Annotated in this window: 22 protein-coding genes; 10 read left to right on the top strand and 12 right to left on the bottom strand. The window is 64.1% G+C overall.

Features of this window, described 5'->3' with window-relative positions; genetic code table 11:
- Positions 1 to 12: 12 nt before the first annotated feature.
- The 9 genes from QP803_RS04640 to QP803_RS04600 all read right to left on the bottom strand — a co-directional run bounded on the left by QP803_RS04640 (position 13) and on the right by QP803_RS04600 (position 10212).
- Positions 13 to 1074, bottom strand: a complete 1062-nt coding sequence (locus QP803_RS04640; RefSeq protein ID WP_284946536.1) for an ABC transporter permease — start codon at positions 1072 to 1074, stop codon at positions 13 to 15.
- Positions 1071 to 2051: an ABC transporter permease gene (locus QP803_RS04635; RefSeq protein ID WP_284946535.1), complete on the bottom strand. Its 981-nt coding sequence runs from the start codon at positions 2049 to 2051 to the stop codon at positions 1071 to 1073. The genes QP803_RS04640 and QP803_RS04635 overlap by 4 nt, the downstream gene beginning before the upstream one ends.
- Positions 2048 to 3565 (bottom strand): sugar ABC transporter ATP-binding protein, encoded by a 1518-nt coding sequence (locus tag QP803_RS04630; RefSeq protein ID WP_284946534.1) that lies wholly within the window; start codon positions 3563 to 3565, stop codon positions 2048 to 2050. The genes QP803_RS04635 and QP803_RS04630 overlap by 4 nt, the downstream gene beginning before the upstream one ends.
- A gap of 10 nt (positions 3566 to 3575) precedes the next feature.
- Positions 3576 to 4145, bottom strand: a complete 570-nt coding sequence (locus tag QP803_RS04625) for a cupin domain-containing protein (protein WP_284946533.1) — start codon at positions 4143 to 4145, stop codon at positions 3576 to 3578.
- Positions 4146 to 4218: 73 nt separating this feature from the next.
- Positions 4219 to 5502 (bottom strand): CoA transferase, encoded by a 1284-nt coding sequence (locus QP803_RS04620; protein WP_284946531.1) that lies wholly within the window; start codon positions 5500 to 5502, stop codon positions 4219 to 4221.
- Complete coding sequence (locus tag QP803_RS04615; RefSeq protein ID WP_284946529.1) at positions 5499 to 5978, bottom strand: MaoC family dehydratase; 480 nt, start codon at positions 5976 to 5978, stop codon at positions 5499 to 5501. The genes QP803_RS04620 and QP803_RS04615 overlap by 4 nt, the downstream gene beginning before the upstream one ends.
- Before the next feature lie 5 nt (positions 5979 to 5983).
- The gene (locus QP803_RS04610) at positions 5984 to 7459 is read right to left on the bottom strand and encodes an aldehyde dehydrogenase (protein ID WP_284946528.1); all 1476 of its coding nucleotides are present in this window, start codon (positions 7457 to 7459) and stop codon (positions 5984 to 5986) included.
- A 20-nt stretch (positions 7460 to 7479) separates the two neighbouring features.
- A complete protein-coding gene (locus tag QP803_RS04605; protein ID WP_284946526.1) occupies positions 7480 to 9108 on the bottom strand; it encodes a GMC family oxidoreductase in 1629 nt (542 codons plus the stop codon).
- Between the two features lie 153 nt (positions 9109 to 9261).
- Entirely contained in the window at positions 9262 to 10212 is a 951-nt protein-coding gene (locus QP803_RS04600) for a LysR family transcriptional regulator (protein WP_284946525.1), read from the bottom strand.
- A gap of 119 nt (positions 10213 to 10331) precedes the next feature.
- Here QP803_RS04600 and QP803_RS04595 point away from each other — a divergent pair, with 119 nt between their 5' ends.
- Both QP803_RS04595 and QP803_RS04590 read left to right on the top strand, forming a co-directional pair.
- Complete coding sequence (locus tag QP803_RS04595; protein ID WP_284946524.1) at positions 10332 to 11606, top strand: CaiB/BaiF CoA transferase family protein; 1275 nt, start codon at positions 10332 to 10334, stop codon at positions 11604 to 11606.
- A gap of 5 nt (positions 11607 to 11611) precedes the next feature.
- Positions 11612 to 12388, top strand: a complete 777-nt coding sequence (locus QP803_RS04590) for an SDR family NAD(P)-dependent oxidoreductase (protein WP_284946523.1) — start codon at positions 11612 to 11614, stop codon at positions 12386 to 12388.
- A 15-nt stretch (positions 12389 to 12403) separates the two neighbouring features.
- Here QP803_RS04590 and QP803_RS04585 read toward each other — a convergent pair whose 3' ends face one another.
- Positions 12404 to 13156 (bottom strand): SDR family NAD(P)-dependent oxidoreductase, encoded by a 753-nt coding sequence (locus QP803_RS04585; RefSeq protein ID WP_284947827.1) that lies wholly within the window; start codon positions 13154 to 13156, stop codon positions 12404 to 12406.
- 422 nt (positions 13157 to 13578) lie between these two features.
- Here QP803_RS04585 and QP803_RS04580 point away from each other — a divergent pair, with 422 nt between their 5' ends.
- Complete coding sequence (locus QP803_RS04580) at positions 13579 to 14091, top strand: hypothetical protein (RefSeq protein ID WP_284946522.1); 513 nt, start codon at positions 13579 to 13581, stop codon at positions 14089 to 14091.
- A 45-nt stretch (positions 14092 to 14136) separates the two neighbouring features.
- On the opposite strand, the gene QP803_RS04575 is transcribed toward QP803_RS04580, so the two are convergent.
- Together QP803_RS04575 and QP803_RS04570 are read right to left on the bottom strand one after the other, a co-directional pair.
- Positions 14137 to 15954, bottom strand: coding sequence for a phosphoenolpyruvate hydrolase family protein (locus QP803_RS04575; protein ID WP_284946521.1), 1818 nt, complete (start codon positions 15952 to 15954; stop codon positions 14137 to 14139).
- On the bottom strand, positions 15948 to 16607 hold the full coding sequence (locus QP803_RS04570) for a phosphoenolpyruvate hydrolase family protein (RefSeq protein WP_284946520.1): 660 nt from the start codon (positions 16605 to 16607) through the stop codon (positions 15948 to 15950). The genes QP803_RS04575 and QP803_RS04570 overlap by 7 nt, the downstream gene beginning before the upstream one ends.
- A 210-nt stretch (positions 16608 to 16817) precedes the next feature.
- Here QP803_RS04570 and QP803_RS04565 point away from each other — a divergent pair, with 210 nt between their 5' ends.
- From QP803_RS04565 to QP803_RS04535, 7 genes are read left to right on the top strand one after another with little or no spacing between them, the layout of a single operon-like run.
- Entirely contained in the window at positions 16818 to 17696 is an 879-nt protein-coding gene (locus QP803_RS04565; RefSeq protein ID WP_284946519.1) for a branched-chain amino acid ABC transporter permease, read from the top strand.
- The gene (locus tag QP803_RS04560; protein WP_284946518.1) at positions 17693 to 18778 is read left to right on the top strand and encodes a branched-chain amino acid ABC transporter permease; all 1086 of its coding nucleotides are present in this window, start codon (positions 17693 to 17695) and stop codon (positions 18776 to 18778) included. Before QP803_RS04565 ends, QP803_RS04560 begins: the two co-directional genes overlap by 4 nt.
- Entirely contained in the window at positions 18768 to 20030 is a 1263-nt protein-coding gene (locus tag QP803_RS04555) for an ABC transporter substrate-binding protein (RefSeq protein WP_284946517.1), read from the top strand. Before QP803_RS04560 ends, QP803_RS04555 begins: the two co-directional genes overlap by 11 nt.
- Before the next feature lie 14 nt (positions 20031 to 20044).
- Complete coding sequence (locus tag QP803_RS04550; RefSeq protein WP_284946516.1) at positions 20045 to 20797, top strand: ABC transporter ATP-binding protein; 753 nt, start codon at positions 20045 to 20047, stop codon at positions 20795 to 20797.
- Entirely contained in the window at positions 20787 to 21512 is a 726-nt protein-coding gene (locus QP803_RS04545; RefSeq protein WP_284946515.1) for an ABC transporter ATP-binding protein, read from the top strand. Before QP803_RS04550 ends, QP803_RS04545 begins: the two co-directional genes overlap by 11 nt.
- A 12-nt stretch (positions 21513 to 21524) precedes the next feature.
- Positions 21525 to 22733 carry a Tm-1-like ATP-binding domain-containing protein gene (locus QP803_RS04540; protein WP_284946513.1) on the top strand — a complete coding sequence of 403 codons (1209 nt, stop codon included), beginning with the start codon at positions 21525 to 21527 and terminating at the stop codon, positions 22731 to 22733.
- Between the two features lies 1 nt (position 22734).
- On the top strand, positions 22735 to 23565 hold the full coding sequence (locus QP803_RS04535; RefSeq protein WP_284946511.1) for a phosphoenolpyruvate hydrolase family protein: 831 nt from the start codon (positions 22735 to 22737) through the stop codon (positions 23563 to 23565).
- Positions 23566 to 23579: the final 14 nt, after the last annotated feature.

Genomic DNA, 23579 nt, shown 5'->3' with positions numbered 1-23579 from the left:
CTTTGCTTTTGATTATTTTGTTGTTTGGGCAACAGCTGGTGCCGTGGGAGGTCGCGCGGGCCGGCGCAGGCCGCGCCCGATCCACATCGGCAAATCTTCCCGCAACGCGGCAATGGCGAGCAGAATGACCAATCCGTAGATGATCGTCCGCCAGCCTTCGAGAATCTGCACCGAGGAAATGATGGTGGAAAAGGTAGTGAGAAGCAGCGCGGCCGCGACCGCGCTGATGTAGTTGCCCCGCCCGCCCAGGATAGACGTTCCGCCGACGACAATGGCCGCGATGGAGGGCAGCAGATAGGACTGGCCCATGACCAACGTGGCGCCGCCGGCATAACCCACCAGCAGGAAGCCTGCGAAGCCCGCCGAGGCGGCGCTGATCGCATAGGTCGCGATGGTCAGCCGGTTCACCGCCAACCCGGCCACATGCGCCGCCGCCGGGCTGGTGCCCAGGGCATACAGCCTGCGGCCGAAGGGGGTGTAGGATTGCAGGATGGTGCCGAGCACGACCAGCACAATCATCCCGTAAATGATGGGCGGAAGGCCCAGGATGCGGCCCGAAAACAAATCGCCGAGCAGCACTGAAGCATGGCCGCGCGGCGTGCCGGCCGTGAGGCCGAGCGAACCGCTATAGACGATGATTCCCATCGCGAGGGTCATGATGAAGGGCGGAATGCGCAGCAGGGCCACGCCCACGCCGCTCAAGGCGCCGATCAGGCCCGTTACGATCAGCACGGCGAGCAAGACCCAGATGACGGACAGACCGGACGGCCCGATCCAGCCGAAGGTGAGAATGCCACCCAGCGTGAGCATTGACGGCACTGACAGATCAAGGCCGCCGATCAGCACCACCATCTGCTGGCCGAAGGCCACGACCATCAGGAAGGTCGACAGCACGATGATGGCCGCGACCTGATGCAGTCCGCCGAGGCTGGGGCTGATCCAGCGCGACGCCAGCACCATGAGGATGGTGAGGCCGAACAGCACCAAGGGCGTCAGCACCTCCCCGCCGATGGCGCGACCGCGACCACGCGTATCGGCGCCGGCGTCCAGCGGCGTTCCCTTGGATGCGCTCATGCCGCCATCCTCCGGCTGATGCGGGCCGAGGAGGCCGCGATCAGAACGGCGGCGATCATGATCAGGCCCTGACCGATGCCAGTGAAGAAGGAGGAGACGCCCACGGAAAACAGCACCTTCTGCAACAGCATGAGCGTCGCGGCACCGATCATCGATCCCAAAAGCCCACCACGGCCGCCGGTGAAGGTGGTGCCGCCGATGGCGATGGCGGCGAAAACGAGCAGCAGATAGCTCGTGCCAGCACCGGGATCGCCATTGGATGTCACGGCCGTCAGCATCATGCCGGCGAGGCCATACAGGCCACCCGCCAGGCAATAGGCCAGGAACTTGACGCGGCGGACGCGCACGCCGGCAAGCTGCGCCGCCGTCTCATCCGCGCCGACGGCATAAAGGCCGACGCCCCAATTGGTGCGCTTTAGAGCGGCCCAGCCGCATAGCACCACCAGCACGATGATCAGGGGCACAGGAATGCCGCCCACCGAACCGGTCAAATTGTCGCTGATGAACTCCGGAACATCCCCGCCCGGCGCATCCAGGATCAGCAAGGCCGCACCGCTACAGACGATCATGGTCGCCAAGGTGCAGGCGATGGATTGCAGGCCGACATAGGCGACCAGGAACCCGTTCACCGCCCCCACAAGAAGGCCGACGCCCACCACGATGAGCATCATGACGAGGGCGCCCATCGGGCCGTCCGTGGCCTGGGTCGCGGTCAGCACATCCGTCAGCGCGATGACACCCGCCACCGATAGGTCGAAGCCGCGCATCAGCACCACCAGCGTGCCGCCCGCCGCCGCCAGCGCGAGCGGCAGACCGTTGTTTAACTGGTCGCTGAACTGCGTCATCGATAAGGCGTCGTTCTGCGACAGGGCGTAGATGATCAACAGCAGGACATAGATCGCGATCACCATGGCGGTACCGTTGCCGAGAAGCTGCCCCACCACGGGCAGGCGCCGCCGGTTCACTGTCGCGCTCATGCCGCAAGGGCTCCGTGGCCGGTGGCGAGGCTCACCAACCGATCCTCGGTCAGAGCCGCGCCCGACAATTCCCCCACGATGCGACCGCCATAGACCACCAGGCAGCGATGCGTGAGGTGAACGAGTTCGGCGAGTTCCGTGGAATAGACCAAAGCGCAGCCGCCCTCGGCCACGAAGTCACGGATGGCACCGTAGATCACCTGTTTCGTCCCGACATCGACGCCGCGTGTGGGGTCGAACAGCACCAGGTTGCGGGCGCCGGAGACGAGAACGCGGGCGAGCAAGGCCTTCTGCTGGTTGCCACCCGACAGGGCCGCGATCCGCATGCCCTGGTAGCGCCGTGCCAGGTCAACGCGCTGGCTGACGGCAGCCACGGCATCGGCCTCCTTGCGGCGATCGATCAGCCCGCCACGCCGCACGCGATTGAGGATCGGCAAGGAGATATTGGTGGCGGTCTTCAGGCCAAGGAAGATGCCTTCGGTCTTGCGCTCCTCCGGCAGGAAACCAATGCCCGATCCGAGCGCGGCGGAGGCCGACCGCAGCGTGGCCGGCTTGCCTTCGATGGTGACATCACCAAGGGCGATGGGCTCCAGCCCCGCGAGCATGCGAAACAGCGGGCGCTGGCCTTGGCCCTCCAGCGCGGCGACGCCGAGGATTTCGCCCTCACCGACGTCAAAGGTCGCGTCATGGACGCCGCGTCCGGTCAGGCCGCGCACCGACAGTCTCGGCCGTGTGGCTGCTCGGGCAGTGATATTGTGGCGCGTCTCATCCTGGGAGGTACCGACCATCATGCGGAAGATTTCGGTATCGGCCGTCTCGGTCAGGCCGACGGTCGCGATCGAGCGGCCGTTGCGCAGCACGGTGCCGCGCCGGCACAGGCGACGTACCTCGGCCAGGCGGTGGGAGATATAGAGGATGGCCGTGCCCTGCGCCGTCAGCCGCTCCACGATGTCGAACAGCCAGCCCGGCTCGGCCAGGGCCGCCGTCGGCTCATCCAGCACCAGCAGCTTCGGGCGATGGCTGAGCGCGCGGACGATTTCGACGCGCTGCTTCTCGGCCAGCGAAAGATCGGCCACGAGGCTGCGAGGATCGACCGTGGTGATATCGAACTCGCGCAGCAGCGCATCCGCCGCCTGCTCATTGCGGCGACGGGATGCGATGCCCCCGAACCCCTTCAGCAAATGCGGCAGCATCAGATTGGTCGCGACGCTCAGGTTGGGCAGCAGACTGAGTTCCTGGAAGGCGGTGGAGACGCCGGATTTGCGCGCACCGAGCAGGCTACCCGGCGCGAAGGGTTGGCCGCAGACTTCCAAGGTGCCGCGATCCGGCACCACGATGCCGCTGAGGATCTTCACGAGCGTGGACTTGCCCGCGCCGTTCTCCCCCAACAGGGCATGGATTTCCCCCGGCAGGACATCGATCGTGACATGCGCCAAAGCCACGGTCGCGCCGTAGGCCTTCGTCAGCCCCTCCGCCCGCAAATAGGGCGTGCCGCCCGGCGTGGTGTCCGTCATGCCCATCGCATCAGCCCGGACGCGGCGTCAGCACGCCATCCGCTTCCAATTGCTTCATTACTTCGTCGGTGAATTCGGCGCGCGGCGCATCGCCGGCGATGACGAACATGAGGATTGATTCCGCATCCGGGTCGCCTGCCGTGACATTCTCGAAACGCCGCGCGACACCGGGCGGGAAGGAGATCACATCGAGCGGGGCGAGATCGACATGCTCGACACCCGACGTCTCATTCTCCCAGCTACAGCGCCATGTTCCAGTCATGGCGATGAACGTCTCATTCGTGTCGTGGTTGTGCATCATCGGGCCGCGCCCCGGCGTGGCGCGGCAATAGCCGAGGTTGAAACCCTCAGAGATCTTGATGGCGGCCAAACGCGCGGCGAGGTCCCCCACCGGGGATGTCACGGCGCCGCCGGAATTGGCGGGTGGCTGAAAGCCGATGACATTGTACAGGCGCCGTTCGGCGCTGGGGTGGCGGCTGTCGGGCAGGCCGCCGTCAGAGCCTTCAAGATCCGCGAACCGCGCCACGCGCTTCAACATCTCGGGCCGCGATACGCCGAATCGTGGAAGTGTCTCAGCCATGGTCCCGTCCCCCAATTGTCTTATGCGACGACTTTTGTCAGTCGCGTTTGTCACTTGATACGTCCTGGTCGCCCTATTTTACAAGCATGCTTTCCGTCACCCGCCGTCCGAAGCCATCGTTTGCTGTCATCAGTGGATCGGCCTGCGGCCCGGCGACGATGCCGCTGTCGTGCAGCACGCCGATTGCCGCAGCGGAAAGCCGCAAGACCTCGCTCAAGATTTCATCGGTATGCTGACCCAGCAAAGGCGCTGGCGCTGGCGTGACGCGGCCTTCCTCCGCGAAGCGGATTGCGGCGCCGGCCGCCCGGTGGCGCCCGATGCCAGCAGTTTCGATTTCGGAAAACATCGGATTGGCGAGCGACACGCGCGCGTCGGTTTCCGACAAGTCTCGCACGGACTGATAGAGACCCCAGCAGACGGTGGCAGCGTCGAAGGCGAGGCCCACCTGCGCCAAGGTATGATCGCCGATCCATTTCGCGACCAGGCTCGCGATCAGGTCTCGGCCCGCGAACCGGTCGGCGTCGCGCAAGTAATCGACTCCAAGCGCCGTCTCGATCGCCGCGATGGTCGCCGTCAATGCGCAGGCGACAACCAGCGATTGCCATTGGCGCGTGGACACTGCCGCCACCATGACGCGCTTGCCATCCTGGGTTGCGAAGTCCCGCCCGAAGGCACCGTAGATATGATTGCCGATGGCCTGACGCTCAGTGGCCAAGACCTCAACTTCGGTGAGCACGCCGAGATGCGACATGACGCCGAACGCGACATCCGACAGGGCAAGCCGCAGCGCCGCGCCCTGGCCGCTCTGCCGACGCCGCGACACCGCCGCCATGATCCCGAACGCTGCCTGATAGGCGCAGGCGATATCCCAGGTCGGCACGGGGCTGTTGACGGGGCTATCGGCCGAGGCATGGCCTGTCATCATCGGATAGCCGGTCGCGGACTGCACCGTGTAATCCACGGCCGTCGAACCATCGGCATTGCCTTCGATGGTGCAGCTGATGAGATCAGGCCGCTCGGCGGCAAGGGATGCATGGGCCAGGAAGGCTGTGGGCACATTGGTCAGCAGCACGCCGCCTTCGGGGCCCGGCGCGGTCACCAAGGCGCGCAGCAGCTCCTTCCCGCCGGGCTTGCGGATATCGATGGCGATGGACCGCTTGCCCTTGTTCAGGCTGGTCCAATAAAGGCTGCGGCCACCTGGCATCGTCGGCAGACGGTTGTAATCGATGCCGCCGCCGATCAGATCGAAGCGAATGACATCCGCGCCATATTGCGCCAGCGTCAATCCACAGAGCGGCGCGGCGATGAAGGCCGAACTCTCGATCACCCGGGTGCCGGAGAGCCAGGTGCTGCTCATGCGGTCGGCACGTCAACGCGTTGCGGCACCAGGCAGGACCGATGGAAGGTCATGAACACCGTGCCGCATTGCTTGAAGCCCTCGGTGCGGGTGGTGACGATGCCCTGACCGGGGCGGGACCGGCTGTGGCGCACCCCCGTCACATCCGACCGCGCATAGATCGTATCCCCCGGAAAGACCGGCGCGCTCAGCACCACATCCTTCCAGCCGAGATTGGCGATGGCATTCAGACTGACGTCATCGACCGTCATGCCGAGAACGATGGCGATCGTCAGGCCACTATTGACCAGCGGCTTGCCGAATTCGGATGCCGCCGCGAAATTGGCGTCGCAATGCAGCGGATGCCGGTTCATCGTCAGCAGGCTGAACTGGATATTGTCCGCCTCCGTCACGGTGCGGCCCGGCCAATGTTCGTAGTGATCACCCACCACGAAATCCTCCAGGAAGCGACCGCGAACCGGCCATGCGCGCACCATGGCCATCAGCCGAGCACGAAGGGATCGGGCGTTTCTTCCGCCGTGCTGATCCAGACGCTTTTGGTCTGCACGTAATCCATGATCGCGGACATGCCGTTTTCGGATCCGACGCCCGACCGCTTGGTGCCGCCGAAGGGGGACATATAGCTGACGGCGCGATACATATTGACCCAGACCATGCCGGTCTTGAGCCCCGCCGACATACGCAAGACGCGGTTGGTGTTCTGCGTCCAAACACCGGCCGCGAGGCCGTAGATGCTGTCATTGGCAATGGCGAGCGCTTCGGCCTCATCCTCGAAGGGGATCACGGACAGAACGGGACCGAAGACCTCCTCCTGCGCGATGCGCATGTCGTTGCGCACATCGGCGAAGATGGTGGGTTGCACGAACAGGCCCTTACCGCCTTCGGGATGCGGGGCCGGCCCGCCACCCAAGACGCAGCGTGCGCCTTCGTTCTTCGCGACATCGATGTAATGCAGAATCTTCTCGTATTGCGGCCGCGTGGTGACGGGACCGATTTGCGTTCCCGCCAGCATCGGGTTGCCGATCTTGGCCGTCTTGGCAAAGGCAATCACGCGCTCCAGGAAGGCGTCATGAATGCTGCGCTGCACCAGCAAGCGTGAGCCGGCGACACAGGTCTGGCCCGTCGCAGATAGAATGCCCGAGATCACACCCTTGACGGCATTATCGAGATTGGCGTCGTCGAAGACGATATTGGGGGACTTGCCACCCAGTTCCAGCGTGACACGCTTCAGGCCGCGCGCCGCCGCTTCATACACGCGCTGCCCGCCCATTTCGCTGCCGGTGAAGGCAATCTTCGCAACCTTGGGATGCGTGACCAGCGGTTCGCCAACTTCGGCGCCGAAGCCGGTGACGATATTGAGTACCCCGGGCGGCAGCCCCGCCTTCTCGGCCAGCCGACCCATTTCGAGCGCGGAGGCAGAGGTGAATTCGGACGGCTTGAGCACGAAGGTATTGCCGGCCGCGAGACCGGGCGCCAGCTTATAGGCCGCGAGCAGAAGCGGTGAATTCCAGGCGGTGATGGCGATACACACACCAAGCGGCTCATGGCGCGTAAAGTTGAAGGTATTCGCCTTGTCGATTGGGATGACGGCGCCTTCCAGCTTATCGGCCAGCCCCGCAAAATAGTAGAACCACTGCGGCACATAGCGCACTTGGGCGAGCATTTCGGCGAGCAGCTTGCCGTTGTCCTGCACCTCGATCCGCGCCAGATGGTCCGCATGGGCGGCGATCTCATCCCCGAAGCGCCGCAGCACGTGACCCCGCGCCGTCGCCGTGAGTTTCGACCATTCGCCGCGTCCCGCTTTCTCCGCCGCTTCAACCGCACGCGCGGCGTCTTCGGCCCGGCCACGCGGCAGGCGCGCCCAAACCTCCCCGGTATAGGGATCGATCGACTCGAAGGTCTCACCAGCGGCGGCATCGACCCATTCGCCGCCAATGAGCATCTTGTAGTCTTGCATCGGACGCGTCCTATTCTCAGTCACGCCGCCATCGCCCGGCGGGAATCCTCACGCACCATATCCGCGCCTTTTTCGGCAATCATGATGGTGGGGGCATTGGTATTGCCGGAGATGATGGACGGCATGATGGACGCGTCGATGACGCGCAGTCCCGCGATGCCATGCACCCGCAACCGGTCATCCACCACGGCCATGGGGTCGCGGCCCATCTTGCAACTCCCGACCGGGTGATACATCGCCTGCGCGTTCTGGCGGAGGTAGCCGAGCAGCTCGTCGTCCGTTTGTTTGTCCACGCCCGGCGTCGCTTCGCGGATGACATGTTCGGCGAAGGGCGAGGCGGCGAAGATGCGACGGATGATGCGCACACCTTCGATCATGGCGCGGCAATCTTCCGGCGCGGTCAGGTAATTGAACTGAATGCGGGGTGCTGCGAAAGGGTTGTTGGAGACGAGCGTCAGCGCGCCACGGGAATGTGGCCGGATATAGCTCACCGATGCCGTCACCGCCGGATGGCTTTCGGCCACAAACTGCCCAGCCTTGGTGATGATCATGCTGAAGGGACGAAACTGAATTTGCAGGTCCGGAGTCTCGACACCCGAATTCGACCGCGCGAAGGCCACGACTTGCGCCGCCGCTGATGTCAGTAGCCCCGTGCGCTTGAAGGCGAATTGCAGCACTTGCGGCAATAGCTTCCACGACGTTCGCGCACTCGCAGCGTTCAGAACGAGTTTGTTGATCGAATAGGCCGGATCGACGCGTGACAGGTAATGGGCATAGACGTGATCTTGAAGATTGGTACCCACGCCCGGCAGATCATGCACCACCGGAATGCCCAGCGCCATCAGCGTATCGGCCGGGCCGACACCCGATAGCATCAGCACTTGCGGGGAATTGATCGCACCACCGGACAGGATAATTTCGCGCGCGCGCACCTCATGCGTGGTGTCGCCCTGCTGATACACGATGCCCGTCGCGCGACCATTCTCGATGATGATGCGTTTCACCAGCGCATGCGTCTCGACATTAAGATTGCGCCGGGACCGTGCCGGTTTGAGGAAGGCAGTCGCCGCCGAATGCCGCAATCCGTTCTTGATATTGTATTGTACAAAGCCGATGCCGTCTTGCGATGCACCATTAAAGTCCGCGTTATAGGGCAGACCCATCGTCTGTCCGGCTTTCACAAAAGCGCGGGACGCTTCATGCGGCTCGGAAAGATCGCTGACAGCAAGGGCACCATCGGCACCGTGGAAGGCATCGGCGCCGCGCTGCTGCTGTTCGCTCTTGCGAAAATAGGGCAGCACGTCATCCCAGGACCAACCTACATTGCCGCTTTGCCGCCATAGGTCGTAATCGCGCGCAGCGCCACGCATATACACAAGACCATTGATGGCGCTGCTACCGCCCAGCGTCTTGCCGCGCGGGCAATAGATGCTGCGGTTATTCAGACCAGGCTCGGGCGCGGTGTGATAGCGCCAGTTGACGTTGGAATCGGAATAGAGTCGGGGCGTGCCGGCGGGGATTTTCAGCCACAGGCTGGTATCGGCGCCACCGGCCTCAAGAAGAAGAACACGCGTTGTTCCGTCTTCCGTCAGACGATTGGCGAGGACGCATCCTGCCGATCCCGCGCCGATGATGATGGTGTCGAACATCCAACCCTTACGCCCTGTCCCTCTTGGAGGTGCCCGTTAGACGTCTGCGCCGCTCACATGGCGGCAGACGGCTTCGGACACTCACTCTCTGCTTAGATTGCGTCGATCAACGGCACAATTTTTATTATATGCCGCATTCTTCCGTTTTTGATATCAATGGGTCACGCGTTTCCGGCTCGCCGGCTTGATCGTAGCCTGTCCCTTCTGGGGATCGATCAAGCGCGTGATCAGCGCCACCAGCCGGGTGGCGGCGGGCGACAGGGATTGGCCTTTGACGGTGACGATGGCGATCTCCCGCGTCATCGGCGGATCGACGATCCGCAGCACCTGAAGATCGTCGGACGGCACTTTGGGTAGGGCGATCTTGGGCAGAATCGCCGTGCCGAGGCCCGCCGTGGCGGCCGCGATCAAGGTTTGCACCTGGCTGAACTGATAGTTGGTCGAAAGCGTGAGCCCTTGCGCCGACACGGTCGCCTCGATCAAGGCGCGCAGCGCCGTGGCCGGGTTGAGCAGCAGCACCGGCATCTGCACCAGTTCGGCCAGGGGAATGCTCGATTTCAGGGTCTGGAACAGCCGGCGGGGCACGAGGGCATAGATATCCTCCTTCAGAATCGGCTTGAAGGTCAGGTCCGTCTCCGCCGTCACGGGGGCGATTCCGAAATCCACTTCGCGCTTGCGCAGGCTCTCGAACAGGTCGGAGGAGGTGAGTTCGCGCACGAACAGCTTCACGTCCGGATAGTCGTGCCGGAAGGCCGCCAGAACGATCGGCAGGCGCGTGGCCGCGACCGTCGGGGAGCAGCCGACCGAGACATAGCCCCGCCGCATATCCACGGCCTCAGCGATCTTTCTCAGGCCCGCCTCCACCTCATGCAGGGCGCGGCGGACACAGTCCAGAAGCTGCTCGCCTTCCGCCGTCAGTCGCACAGACCGGGTCGTGCGATGGAACAAAGCAACGCCCAACTGGCCCTCAAGCTGCTTGATCTGGGTGCTGATGGAGGATTGCGAGCGATGGGCCTGATCGGCGGCCGAGCGGAAGCTGGCGTGTTCCGCGACCAGGAGAAAGACCTGAAACAGCTTCAGGTTGACGTTCATAATGGGTTGCATAGGCCCCACATTAATCACTTAAACCGAATAGTCGCCATGTTATTTAAATTTGATCAATGGCCTCCGGCACCATAAAGCCTATGCAAAGAGGACCGTCAGGTCGGTGCTAGGGGAAACGTGTGACCGAAAGAACAGGCGACAACAGCCGTGTGCCGCCCTTTGCTTCGCCCGCTGCCCTGCTGAGCGACCTGCTTCCCGACCAAGCAGTGCTGACCAATATCCGCGTGCTCGATATCGCGACCTTCGTCGCGGCGCCCTTCTGTGGCACCATCCTGGGTGACTTCGGTGCCGAGGTCATCAAGATCGAACAGCCAGGCGAGGGTGACGCGTTGCGCGGTTTCGGCACGCGCACGGAATGCGGTGACACGCTCGTCTGGCTCAGCGAGTCGCGCAACAAGAAAACCGTTACGCTGAATCTAAACACACCAGAAGGCGCTGATATCTTTCGCAAGCTCGTCGCGCAGTCCGACGTCGTGCTCGAGAACTTCCGCCCCGGCACCTTGGAGAAATGGGGCGTCGGGTTTGAGGCGCTGCGGGCCATCAACCCCAAGCTCGTCATGCTGCGCGTCAGTGCCTATGGGCAAACGGGACCGAAGCGGAACGAGCCGGGATTCGCGCGCATCGCACATGCTTTCGGTGGCCTCAGCAATCTCGCGGGTGAAGCCGATGGGCCGCCGGTCGTTCCCGGCTCGACCTCGCTCGCGGATTACATCTCCGGCATGTGGGGCGCCATCGGCGTTCTGCTTGCGCTGCGTCATGTCGAACAGGGCGGCGATGGCCAGTTCATCGACATCGGTCTTTACGAAAGCGTCTTTCGTCTGCTGGATGAAATCGCACCCGCTTATGCGAAATACGGCACCATCCGCCAGCGCATGGGGGCGGATACGGTCAATGTCGCGCCCCATAGCCACTACCGCACGGCCGATGGCAAATGGGTGGCGGTCGCCTGCACCAATGACAGGATGTTCGAACGCCTCGCGGCCGTCATGGGCCGCGCGGATATGGCAACTTCTCCCTTCTATGCGACATCCATCGCCCGTGTGGAGCGACGCGCAGAAGTGAATGCTGTGGTCGCGGATTGGATCGGCGCCCTGCCGCAGGCCGAGGTTCTCGACATCTGCCAGAAGGGCGGCGTGCCCTGTGGCCCGGTCTATTCCATCGAAGATATCTTCGAAGATGCCCAGTACAAGGCGCGGGAGAATCTGATGGAGGTGGAGGATCCGCGCGTCGGCAAGCTGACCATTCCCGCCGCCATTCCCCGGCTTTCCGAAACGCCGGCGGTGTTTCGCCATACAGGCCGCGGCCTGGGCGCGGATACGGATAGCGTGCTGACCAGCCTGCTCGGCCTTGATGCCGCCACGCTCTCGCGCTTGCGCGCCGAACGCGTTATCTAGCGACGATGGCTAATCCATTGACCTTGCCGCGCCTGCCGTCCTTCGCCCTCACCGGGCGACGCGCCCTGGTCACCGGTGCGGGCCGTGGCCTCGGCGTCGCCTGCGCGGCGGCCCTGGCCCAAGCGGGCGCCCATGTCACGCTGCTCTCGCGCACGCAGGACGAGATCGCACAGGTCGCAGCGGCCATCCAGGCGGAGGGCGGCCGCGCCGATTGCATGGTGGCGGATGTCACTGACATCGCGGCGGTGGCCGCTTTGATCGACGCGCAGCCGCCCTTCGACATCCTGGTCAACAACGCCGGCAGCAACCGCCCTGCCCATTTCCTTGATGTGACATCCGAGGATTACGACGCGGTCGCCGCGCTGAACCTGCGCGCGACCTTCTTCGTGTCGCAGGCCGTGGCGCGCGGCTTGGCCCACGCCACGCGCCCCGGCTCCATCATCCATATGTCATCGCAAATGGGCCATGTCGGCGGCAACCATCGCACGGTCTATTGCGCCACCAAACATGCGATCGAAGGCCTCACCAAAGCCATGGCGATTGACCTCGGCCCGTTGGGCATTCGCGTCAATTCCATCGGGCCGACCTTCATCGAAACCCCCCTCACCCGGCCCTTCTTTGAGGCTCCTGGATTTCGCGAGAGCGTGCTGAACAAGATCAAACTCGGCCGTGTCGGTCAGGTCGAGGATCTGATGGGCGCCGTGGTCTTCCTCGCCTCGGACGCCTCTGCCCTGATGACGGGTTCGGCGGTGGTTATCGACGGTGGCTGGACCGCCGAATAACCACGCGCCTCATGCTCATCCGTGGATGAGCATGCCGCCGTTCACATCGATCGTCGCGCCAGTGACATAGGCCGAGAGATCTGAGGCCAGGAACAGAAATGCCCCGGCCACGTCTTCGACCTTGCCGAGCCGACCGAGCGGAATGCCCTTGACGATATCGGCGCGCATCGCCTCGGTCAGCTTGTCGCCCGTCAGGTCTGTCGGGATCAGGCCGGGGGTGACGCAATTGACGCGGATATTGTCCGGGCCGAGTTCGCGCGCCATCGCCTTGGCGAGGCCGAGCACACCCGCTTTCGACGCGGAGTAATGCGGGCCGCCGAAAATGCCGCCGCCCCGTTGCGCCGATACCGACGAGGTGCAGGCGATGACGCCGCTTTTGTTCGCCCTCATATGGGGAATGAAAGCCTGGCTAAGGAACATCACGCCGCGCAGATTGACGTTCAGCACCGCATCATAATCCGCCGCCGTCACATCCATGATGCGAATCGGCTGGCTGATGCCGGCGTTGTTGATCAGGATATCGACCGTACCGAAATGCGCGATCGCCGCCTGCGCGGCGGCATCGCAGGCCGCGCGGCTGGTCACGTCGCAGGCGAAGCCGCGATGATCGGGCCCGAGCTTCGCGGCAGCTTCCTCAGACGCCTCCTGCGCGATGTCGAGGATCACGACGTGTGCCCCCTGCGCCGCGAACATCTGCGCTGTAGCGAAACCGAGGCCACGCGGTCCGGCAGACCCGGAAATAACAGCAACCTTGCCCGCCAAAAGCATCACGTCTTCCTTCCCTACTTTGGGACTGGAATGCACGGCTTCGACAGGAAGGACTATCGCGAATTTCAGATCGATTGATGGCAAATCACCGTCGCGCGCACCCGTGGCGCTAGTGTCACCGCTCGCGGATGAATCGCTCCAACCAATCTGGCTTGGCAATTTGGACAACGCCAAGGGCCAAGGGAATGCCGAGGATCGCGAACATAATCCAATCGAATGTCTGGTGATTGACCATGATAAGGTCTCCCGTTTCGAGTTGCACCCGACGGCAGACCTGGGAACCAGATCGGTGAAAGCCAAGTAACGTTTCTGCGCACCGTCAAATGTAGAGGGCCGCGGCACTCTACCTTGGGTTGTGGTGACAGGCGGGATGATTGCGCTATTGATGATGCGCTAAGACCGCCTTGGACCTGGGGTAGCACATGCGTCGCACCGAGCGCGTCGGTATCGAGATCTGGCGCTTTTTACTACTCGGCGTGTTAACCATGACTATCGCAATGACCATATGGGACATTGGAACTGTCGTGAATGCAGATTTCCTGCATCATAATCCAAATCGATCACCTCGAGATTCGTGGGACATGGTCGAGGAAGCTCCACTCGTTATGTTCGTGATTGCGCTCGCTGTTGCAGCGCTTCCGGTCGCTGTCGCCGCCACAGCCGCAGGACTGTCTCGCGTATCACTCGGACGCGTGCCGGTATCTATTTTGGTGACGTTACTCCCTATTTGCATATTACTAAGCTTTCTCCAGAGCGCGATTTTGCTCGGAGGTGCGGGTGAGCCCAGTGACCATATTTACGCGACAGGTCGGTTGGCGATTTTTTTTGTCCCAATGCTCGTCGCCTTTTGGCTGTTCGGCCGGCGTCCATCCGCTCCGGTATCCTCACCGTCAGACGAACTGCATTGGGAACACGACGACCCAGTGACCAAATGAACTTCCGATGTTGCAGCTCCAAGTCTTGGTCCTGCAAGATTGCGGTCACAGCAGCTTGTACCGCCGCATCTTATTGTACAGTGTCTTGCGCGCGATCCCCAAGGCCTCCGCCGTCTCGTCACGACGAAACCGGTGCAGTCGCAGTGCGTCCAACAGCCAATCCCGTTCGCCACCCTCGGCGCGCGGCGGGTCCGCAACGGCGGCCGGCGCGGTGGACACGGCGGGCTCGAAATGCGGCAGATGCGCGACGCTGATGCGGTCGCTGTCGCACAGCACCGCCGCCCGTTCCAGCGCGTTGCGCAGCTCGCGGATATTGCCGGGCCAGGAATGGGCAATCAGCGCGCGCAAGGCCGCGCCGTCCACCGCACGCACCCTCGGATTGAGCGCGACTACGGAGGTCTGGAGAATATGCTCGACCAGCGCGGGCACATCCTCCAGCCGCTCAGACAGCGGCGGCAATGTGATTTCGAGCTTGTTCAAGCGGTAGTAGAGGTCTTCGCGAAAACGGCCGGTCGCCACCATCTCCCGCAAGTCACGATTGGTGGCGCAAATGATGCGCGCATCCGCCCGCCGCGTTTGGTTGGACCCGACACGCTCGAAGGCCCCGTTCTCCAGCACACGTAGAAGCTTGGCTTGGGAGGAGATATCCAGCTCGCCGATCTCGTCCAGGAACAGCGAGCCGCCTTCCGCTTCCTCGAACCGACCGAGGCGAGCGCGGGTGGCCCCCGTGAAGGCGCCCTTCTCATGGCCGAACATTTCGCTTTCAACGAGATCGCGTGGCAGCGCCGCACAATTGAGGGTCACCAGCGGCCGGCCCGCCCGCCCGCTGCTCGCATGCAGGGCGCGGGCGACCAGCTCCTTGCCCGTGCCATTGGCACCGAGCAGCAGCACGGTCATGGTCGTGGGGGCGAAGCGCTCGATCAGTCGAACGACGTGGCGAATGCCCGGCGACCGCCCGATCAGCCCAAACCGCCGGCCGTCCCCAAGCATGGCATCCTGCAGGGCTTCGACACGCCGGCTGAGCGCCGCAACCGACCGATAGGCGGAGGTCGCCTCGACGATGGCCGCTTCGAGGGGCATCCGGTCCAGCGTCGAGCCGCCGATATAGCCGTCCGCCGCGCTGGCACGACAGACATCGGCCGCCGTTTCCGGGCTTTCGATCGGGCCGCCTTCAACGACGCAAAGCAGATCGGGCCGCTTGCGCCGCAGCGTGCCGAACAGGCGCGCGGCCTGCGACCCTGCATCATCCAGCGCGAGGTGGCTGGGTAGACCGGCCTGACCGCCGGCGTTCCAGCCAAAGTTGAGGCACAGCATATCGGCGCCGGCTTCGGCCATGCCCGCCGCCTGCTCCTCCGATCGTGCGTAAGCAACGGTGCCGAGGCCCCGCGCCCGCGCCGCGCGCATCAGGTCGATCTCCCGACCGAAGCCCAGACCCTGTCGGCTCAGTGCTGCGGCGAAGCGATCATCGAGATGGATGGAGGTCGGGAAATTGGTGACGCCCGCAAAGCCCCAATCGCGAATACGATCGAGCAAAGCGTGAAGATCCGTGCGCGGATCGAAGACCGACACGCCGAACATCACTGGTAAGGCTACTTTTCCGAGGATCTCCGTGCGCCCGAATTGGGCGACGCAGGCATTGGCATCATGGGTCGGCAGCATCGAGGCGACTGACGGCGCGCCCTGGATACGCAGCCGGCCGACGGCGAGGGCGATGAGAAAATCCGCACCACCTAGCTCGGCAGATCGCGCCACCATGCCGACACCGATCGCGGCCCCGATCAGGAATCTTCCCGTTTGATCACCGTTAGTGGCGGTGCGGCGCAGCCACGGCGGCAAGGATTTGCGGCGCGGTCCCGTTAGCACCTGAGGTCCTGCTCCGGCACGATGCCCCAGTCGAGCAGCGCCGGCACCAGACGCCCCGCCGCCTCCAATCGCGTGCCAAAACTCGGGTGGCGGTAGAGCACCAGGCTGTCCCCGTGCCCACCATCGACGAGGCGCCGCACAAGTGTTTCCACCCCTTCCGCCAGCCGCTGATCGAGGTCCGCGTCCCCCGTCGTCAGGCCTGGGTGCAGCAGCAGCCGATCGATGCCCTCCGCCACAGCCTGCATCGCCTGATCGTAGGAGAAGACGGTCGCCATCGCACGCAGGCCGAAGGACGTGGCGCGCCCGAGCATCTGCAGTTCGTGGCCATGATCCATGGCCGCCGTTTCCAGGGCGCGCCGAAACTCCCCTTGCGCGAGGCCCGTGGTCGGGAAATTGACGACGGCGCTGACGCCCCTTGCCGCCAATTCGCGAAACAGCGCGTCCCCGCCCAGAAATGGATCGGTGGGCAGGATCGCGGCATAGACGGGAATGGCGGACGGCGTCCTCACCAGTGTGAGAAGCGTCTGATTGATGCTCCCGATCGGCAGAATGCCGACGAGATCGCCGAGTTCCGCCGATAGGCCGGCCAGATGCGGGGCCAGAACCAAAAAGTCCGACCCCTCTGAGAAGCTGGCCGGCGCGGACGCGATCATCCCTCGCAACATTGACCCCTCAATGGGTTCTTTTGAGTAACTATGGGCCGCGTTACTCGTTTTGGGCAATGATCGACTGGCGTTGAAGCCGCTGTCTTGGGTTCACGATGCTGGCACGGGCGTTGCAACACTCACCCCAACGCGCAGCGACGGCATCGACCGTCGATTAAAAAGCGCGAGAGGGGAGGATGCGATGCGGGTGAGATCTCCTTGATCCATCTGATCAATTGGCGGCTGTTCTGGATCGAAAGCCTCAACGGCATCATGCTGGCCTCGCTCTATTTCACCGTGGCGAGCGGGTTTACGCTCATCTTCGGCCTCATGCGCGTCGTCAACATGGCGCATGGTTCGCTCTATCTCCTCGGCGCTTACGTTGGTTATGAAGCGCAGCTCGCCACCGGAAGCTGGGTCGCAGCGCTCCTCGCCGGCGCGGCAGCGGCGGCCGCGTTGGGGGCGGTTCTGCAAATGGCCTTCTTTAGCTGGATGCAGGGTCAGGATCTGCGTCAGGCGCTGGTCGCCATCGGCATATCCATCGTGCTGGCCGACCTCATGCTGTGGCAATGGGGCGGCACCACCTATCAACTGACCCTGCCCGACAGTTTGAACGGCTTTGTGCCGCTCTTGGTCGTGCGGCGCTATTCGATGGCGCGTCTGCTGCTGGTCGCCGTTGCCGTCTGCGTCGGCGTCGCCTTGTGGCTGCTGCTCACGCGCACACGTCTGGGCATCCTGATCCGCGCCGGGGTCGATGATCGCCGCATGGTGGAGGCTCTGGGCGTCAACGTACCGCTGGTCTTTCTCGTCGTCTTCGCGATTGGGGGCGCCTTGGCAGGCTTCGCCGGCGTCATCGGCGGATCGGTCCTCTCCGTCTCACCGGGTGAAGACGCGCGCTACCTCCTCTCCTCCCTCATCGTCGTCATTGTCGGCGGCATGGGCAGCATTCCGGGGGCGGCACTGGGCGCGCTGCTGGTCGGCATGGCCGAGACTTACGGTCTGGCTTATGCGCCGACCTATGGTGTCGCCTTCACCTTCCTCATCATGGTCGCGGTTCTGGCGATCCGCCCCCGCGGCTTGATGGGGCGCCGCGCATGACAGCACGGCCGATCTTCATCGCGGGCGGAATCCTGCTGCTACTGGTCTACCCGTTTCTGCTCAACGACTTCTGGGTGCTTCAGGTCGGTGGCCGCACGCTGGGCTTCGGCACCATCGCCCTCAGCCTGGTGTTCCTGTCCGCCTATGTCGGCATGCTGTCTTTGGCGCAGATGACGGTGGCGGGGATCGCGGGCTACGCCATGGCCTATTTCACGGCGCCAATGGGCGGCGTGGGCCTGCTGCTGCCATGGCCTGTGGCCGTGGTGATCGCCCTCTGCCTCGCCGTACTGGCGGGTTTGGTGGTGGGGGCCATCGCGGTGCGCACGGAGGGCATCTACACGCTGATGATCACCCTCGCGATCGCTGTCGGCTTCTATTACCTCACCTTGCAGAACTACTCGATGTTCAACGGCTTCACGGGGTTCACCCGCATCCCGCCGCCGCATGTCCTCGGCATCGACATGGCGCAGCCGAAGCCCTTCTTCTACGTCAGCCTTGTCGCCGCCGCGCTGTGCTACGCGCTGGTGCGCTGGGTCGTGCGCACACCGTTTGGCCTCGCGCTGCAAGCCGCGCGCGACAATGGACGCAGGCTGCGCGCACTGGGCTATCCGCTCGCGCTGCCCCGCATCGCGGCCTTCGGTCTCGCCGGGTTCATCGCCGGTGTCGGCGGCATCCTCAATGTCTGGCTCAATGGCTCCATCTCACCGGGCTCGATCGCCATCACGCCAACGCTGGACGTGCTGATGGCATCGGTCCTGGGCGGCATGCTGGGGCCGGAAGGCGCCTTCCTCGGCGCCTTCCTGTTCACGGTCGTGCAAAGCTTCGCCATCTACCTGGTGCCGCCCGAGCGCTTCAACACCGTCATCGGTGTGATCTTCGTGGCCGTCGTCGTGTTCTCACCCGATGGCGTGCTGGGGATCGGGCGCAGCGCTCTTCATCGTATCGCCCCGGGGCGGCAGCCCTTGTCGGGCCACAGAGATGTCACGACGCGTGGCACCGAAGCGCCCACGTCGCTGCCAGCAACCCGTCCGACGTTCGAAGCGGACGGCCAATCAACGGGAGAGAACCACCATGCTCAATAGACGCGATTTTGGACTGGTCACGGCCTCCGCCGTGGTCACCGGATTGACCGCTGGAGGCATCCGGCGTGCCAGAGCCGCGGAGCCGCTGCGCATCGGCGGCCTCGCGACGCTGGAAGGGCCGTTTGCCGAGCCCGGCAAGGATTCCTTCCGTGGCATTGAAATGGCGCTGGCCGAATTCGGCCCCACCGTCGCGGGCCGCACAATCGCCTTCTCGCGCGCCTCCTCGGACGGCAATCCGGATGTCGCCCTCGCCTCCGCCCGCCGTCTGGTCGATCAGGACAAGGTGGAGCTATTCGTGGGTCCGCTGTCGGGCAGCGAAGGCATCCGCATCAAGGACTATGCCAAGACCGTTCCGCATGTGACCTTCTTCAACGGCTCGTCGGCGGCGGTCGAGACAACGCTGGTCGATCCCTCGCCGAATTTCTACCGGTTCAATACGGATGGCGCGCAATGGACCGCAGCCCTCGGCAACTACATCAAGAAGACCAAGGGCTGGACCCGGATCGTTCTAGTCTCTGAGGATTATTCCTTCCCCTATGCGCAGATCTTCGGACTGATGGGCACCTACTGCGCCGATGGTGGCCGCGTCACCCACAAGTTCTTCGTGCCGCTGGGCACCAAGGACTACAGTTCCGTCATCGCCCAGCTTCCCGAAAAGGGCGATGTGGACGCGATCTTCGTCGTGCTCGGGGGATCCGACGCGGTCAACTTCCTCAGCCAATATACCCAGGCGGGCGGCGACGTGCCGATGATCGGCGGCTCGATCGCCGTGGATCAGACCGTGCTCGCCGCAAAGGGACCGGTGCGGGCGCATCTGCCCGGTGTGCTGTCCTCCGGCCCAATTTCGGACAACGACCCCAGCCCCGCCTGGCAGAGTTTCGTCGCGTCCTACAGGAAGCAATTCCCGACCGGCCTGCCGTCACCCTCGCTGTTCTGCTTCAACTACTACGTCAGCACCAAGGCAGCTTTGCTCGGCATCCAGGCCGTGGACGGCGATCTGTCGGATGGCGGCGTCAAGTATCGCGCGGCCTTGGACAAGCTGCGCTTCGACACACCGACCGGGCCGGTGTTCATCAACAAGAACCGCCAGGCCACGGCCACCATCTTCGTCAATGAGATCGTCGAGAAGAATGGCGATCTGACGACGAGCCCGGTCCAGAAGTTCGAGGGTGTGGATCAATTCCTCGGGCTCGGCGAAGCCGCCTATCTCAAGCTCGGGCTGCCGACCCGCGACAACCCGTCCTGCCCATGAGTGCGACCCGCCCCATGGAACCGGCGCCTCCAGCGCTGCTGCTGGAGACGGTGTCGCGGCGCTTCGGCGCTGTGCGCGCCGTGTTACCGATGACACTCTCCGTGGCGGCGGGGGAGCGGCGTGCGCTTCTCGGCGCGAATGGCGCCGGAAAGACGACGTTGTTCAACGTCATCGCCGGCGATCTTCCGCCGAGCACCGGGCAGATTCGCATGTTCGGCCAAGACGTCACGCGTCTGCCCACGCAGCGCCGCATCCGGTTGGGGATGCGGCGCACCTACCAGACATCACTGGTCTTCGCCGGCCTCACCGTGCGGGAATGTCTGTTCCTGGCCGAGCGCGGCCTTGGCGACCGGCGGTTTTCGTGGCGCCGCGCCGCGCACTGCCCCGAAATGCACGCCGCCGACCGATTGGCCGAGCGCGTCGGGTTGGAGCGGATGCGTCACATCAAGGCGGGTGCGCTGTCCCACGGGGAGGCCCGCCAGCTTGAACTCGGCATGGCGACGGCGGGCTCGCCGCGCTTGCTGTTGCTGGATGAGCCTGCGGCCGGCCTATCGCTCGCCGAGCGGCATCGCTTGATCGACCTGCTGCGCGACCTGCCACGGTCGCTCACTCTGGTGATGATCGAGCATGATATGGACGTGGCGCTGCAATCCGTGGACCGCGTGACGGTGATGCATAATGGCGCGGTGGTCACCGAAGGCACGCCGCGCGAAATCGCGGCCGATGCACGCGTCCATGATATCTACATGGGCAAGCATGGAACCTGATCCCATCCTCGTCATTCAAGATCTCCAGGTCAGCCGTGGCGCCAGCCCCATCCTGCAGGGCGTGTCCCTTACGGTCGGTAAGGCGCCGCTCGCCTTGGTCGGGCGGAACGGCATGGGGAAGTCGACGCTTTGCGAGGCCATCATGGGGCTTCTGCCTTTGCGCGGCGGCAGCATCCAACTTGGCGGGCGGCAGATCGGCGGTCTGCGCCCCTTCCGCGTCGCCCGTGCGGGCATTGGCTATGTGCCCCAGGGCCGCCGCGTGTTCTCGTCCCTGTCGGTGCATGAACACCTGCGCATGGTGGCGAGCGGTGCCGGCGGATGGACGATCGAGCGTGTCTACGCGACCTTCCCGCGTCTGGCTGAGCGTCGCCGCAATGGCGGTGCTGAGCTTTCCGGCGGCGAGCAGCAGATGCTGGCGGTGGCGCGCGCGCTTCTGCTCAATCCGGTTCTGCTGGTCATGGATGAGCCGACGGAAGGGCTGGCGCCGGTGATCGTGGACCATCTGATCGAGGTGTTTCGCCATCTCGCGGCGGAAGGCATCGCCATGCTGCTGGTGGAGCAAAATCTTGCCGTCGCAACAGCGGTCGCGGACCGCGTGCTGATCATGGTCAACGGCCGCATCGCGATCGAGACCGAGGCGCGGGATCTGGCGACCAACGCCGATTTGCAAAAACGGTATCTAGGGGCTGGCACCATGGTCGGGGCCGCCGCGTGAGGGAGTCAACCGATGGCCGATAAGCGCATCTATGTCGTGGGAACCGCCGACACCAAGGGGGCGGAACTGGACTATGTCCGCACCCTTATCCATGACCGGGGCATCGCCGCCGCCGTCATCGACGTCTCGACCTATGCGCATGGGTCGGGTGCCGATATCGAGGCTGGGGAGGTCGCGAGCTACCACCCGGATGGCCCCCAGGCCGTGTTTACGGGCGACCGTGGCCGTTCCATCACCGCGATGGCGGTGGCGCTGGAGCGGTTCCTGACCTCCCGCCAGGATATCGGCGGCGTCATCGGCCTGGGCGGTTCTGGCGGCACGGCCCTGATCGCCCCGGCGATGCGGGCGCTGTCCATCGGGGTGCCGAAGCTGCTGGTCTCGACCGTCGCCTCCAGCAACGTCGCCCCCTATGTCGGGGGCAGCGATATCGCGATGATGTATTCAGTGACCGATCTCGCCGGACTGAACCGCATTTCGCGTCTTGTGCTGGCCAATGCCGCCCATGCCATGGCAGGCATGGCAGAGGCATCGCCGCCGCCACCTACGGCCTCGGAGAAGTTGCCCGTCGGCATCACGATGTTCGGCGTGACCACGCCTTGCGTGAACCAACTCGTGTCGCTGATGGAGGACCGGTACGATTGCCTGGTCTTCCACGCCACCGGCACGGGCGGCCAATCCATGGAAAAGCTGGTGGATTCGGGCCTGCTCGCGGCGGTGATCGACGTCACGACGACCGAGGTCTGCGATCTTCTGATGGGCGGGGTATTTCCCTGCACGGAGGATCGCTTCGGCGCTGTGGCACGGACGGGCCTGCCCTATGTGGGGTCCTGCGGTGCACTCGACATGGTCAATTTCGGCGCGCTGAACACGGTGCCGTCGCAGTACAAAGACCGTAACCTCTATGTCCATAATTCGCAGGTCACGCTGATGCGGACGACGCCGGACGAAAATCGGCGGATCGGCCAATGGATCGGCGAACGCCTCAATCTCTGCGAAGGTCCGGTGCGTTTCCTGCTCCCGCTCGGCGGGGTCTCGCTGTTGGATTCACCCGGCATGGCCTTCCATGATCCGGAGGCTGATATGGCCCTGTTCGATGCGCTGGAGCGGACCGTGCGCCAGACGGATCTGCGGCGGCTGATCCGCGTGCCCGAAGCGGTGAACGACCCGGCCTTCGCGGATCATTTGCTGGCGCAATTTCAAGACGTGATGGAGAGCGTATAAGATGCCTCGGATGCGCCGTGCCGACATTATGACGCGGTTCGCCGCGATGGTGCGCGACCGCCAACCGATCCTGGGCGGTGGTGCCGGGACCGGCCTTTCCGCCAAATGCGAGGAAGCCGGCGGCATCGACCTCATCGTCATCTATAATTCCGGCCGCTACCGCATGGCGGGTCGCGGATCCCTGGCGGGCATGCTCGCTTATGGGAATGCGAATGACATCGTGGTCGAGATGGCGCGGGAAGTCTTGCCCGTCGTCCACCACACACCTGTGCTCGCGGGCGTGAATGGCACCGACCCGTTCTGCCATTTCGACCATTTCCTCGACACGCTCGGCGCCCTCGGCTTTTCCGGCGTGCAGAACTTTCCTACCGTCGGGTTGATTGACGGCACCTTCCGCATCTCGCTGGAGGAAACCGGCATGGGCTATGGGCTGGAGGTGGAGATGATCCGCCTCGCGCATGTCAAGGATCTGCTGACGACGCCTTACGTCTTCAACCCCGATGACGCCGTGGCTATGGCGGAGGCCGGGGCCGATATCCTGGTCGCGCATATGGGTCTGACGACAGGCGGCTCGATCGGCGCGACCACCGCCATGACGCTGGATGATTGCGCCGCACGCATCAACGCCATTGCCGAGGCCGGGCGCCGCGTGCGGCCCGACATCATTGTGCTCTGCCATGGCGGCCCCATCGCCGAACCCGACGATGCGCAATATATCCTGTCCTGCTGTCCGGATTGCCACGGCTTCTACGGCGCTTCCAGCATGGAGCGTCTGCCGAGCGAGACTGCCTTGATCGAGCAAACCCGCCGCTTCAAAACCATTACACGCTGACATAAGGGACGATT

Source organism: Acidisoma sp. PAMC 29798, assembly GCF_030252425.1.
Lineage (GTDB): Bacteria > Pseudomonadota > Alphaproteobacteria > Acetobacterales > Acetobacteraceae > Acidisoma > Acidisoma cladoniae.
Note: the sequence above shows the minus strand (reverse complement) of the source record. Positions and strands in the feature narration are given on the sequence as shown.